Source organism: Streptococcus cristatus (genome assembly GCF_003943505.1).
Classification (GTDB): Bacteria; Bacillota; Bacilli; order Lactobacillales; family Streptococcaceae; genus Streptococcus; species Streptococcus cristatus_E.
On record NZ_RJPS01000025.1, the window covers coordinates 1 to 1,328 of the forward strand.

At 50.0% G+C, this 1,328-nt stretch carries 2 protein-coding genes; one reads left to right on the forward strand and one right to left on the reverse strand.

What is annotated here, in order from left to right; translation table 11 throughout:
• On the reverse strand, nucleotides 1–261 hold a 261-nt coding region (locus D8792_RS10670), incomplete at its 3' end, for a DUF3013 family protein (protein WP_125373998.1).
• 87 nt (nucleotides 262–348) lie between these two features.
• On the opposite strand from D8792_RS10670, the gene D8792_RS10675 reads away from it, so the two are divergent.
• The coding region (locus D8792_RS10675; RefSeq protein ID WP_142999395.1) for a replication-associated recombination protein A at nucleotides 349–1,328 on the forward strand (980 nt) is incomplete at its 3' end.

Below are 1,328 nucleotides of genomic sequence, written 5' to 3' on the forward strand. Positions count from 1 at the left end.
GGGCAGGGCAGCCAGATAGTCCTCGGCCTCAAAACGAGACTTGACCGGATTATAGAAAAGCACAGCCTCCTCAAAGTAAATATCCTCTGCCGAGGCATTGCCCTCAGCATCAACCGTCTCAATCCCGCCGGGATTTTGTACCTCAAGGAGAAAGGCGATCTCGACTGCGTGATTCTTCTTGTCCCAGTTTATCTCATAGTCAAAAGGAAAGCTCTTTCCCATTTCCTCGTCCAATATCTCTAAAAAACCGTACTTAGCCATGATTTCCTCTTTTCATTGTGATAAAATATTACTATCTATAATAGTAACACAAAACGCTAAGAAAAACACTTGCAGAAAGGAAATCTTATGCCAGAAACCCTAGCCCTGCGCATGCGACCGACCAGCATTGATCAGATTATCGGCCAGCAACATCTGGTCGGACCTGGAAAAATCATCCGTCGCATGGTTGAAGCCAACCGCCTGTCCTCGATGATTCTCTACGGGCCACCCGGCATCGGAAAAACCTCTATCGCCTCAGCTATTGCCGGCACAACTAAGTTCGCCTTTCGGACCTTTAACGCCACCGTAGATAGCAAGAAGCGCCTGCAGGAGATCGCTGAAGAAGCTAAATTTTCTGGCGGACTGGTGCTCCTGCTGGATGAGATTCACCGCTTGGACAAGACCAAGCAAGACTTCCTACTGCCACTACTAGAAAGCGGGCTAGTCATCATGATTGGGGCGACGACGGAAAATCCTTTCTTTTCTGTCACCCCTGCCATCCGAAGCCGAGTTCAGATATTTGAGCTTGAGCCCCTAAGTAACGACGACATCCGGACAGCCATTCAGCTAGCCTTGACGGATAAGGAACGAGGATTTGATTTTCCAGTAGAGCTAGACGATGAAGCTCTGGAATTCATTGCTATCTCTACCAACGGAGACCTGCGCTCTGCCTATAACTCGCTGGACCTAGCCGTACTCTCTACCCCAGAAGATGGCAAGGGTATCCGCCACATCACGCTCGATGTCATGGAAAACAGCCTGCAAAAGAGCTATATCACCATGGATAAGGACGGGGACGGTCATTACGATGTCCTCTCCGCCCTGCAGAAGTCCATCCGTGGCTCCGATGTCAATGCCAGCCTCCACTACGCAGCTCGGCTCGTTGAGGCAGGAGATCTGCCTAGCCTAGCTCGACGCCTGACCGTTATCGCTTACGAAGATATTGGCTTGGCAAATCCAGACGCTCAAGTCCATACAGTTACAGCTCTGGAAGCAGCCCAGCGGATTGGCTTTCCTGAAGCTCGTATCCTTATTGCCAATATTGTTATTGATCTGGCTCTATCTCC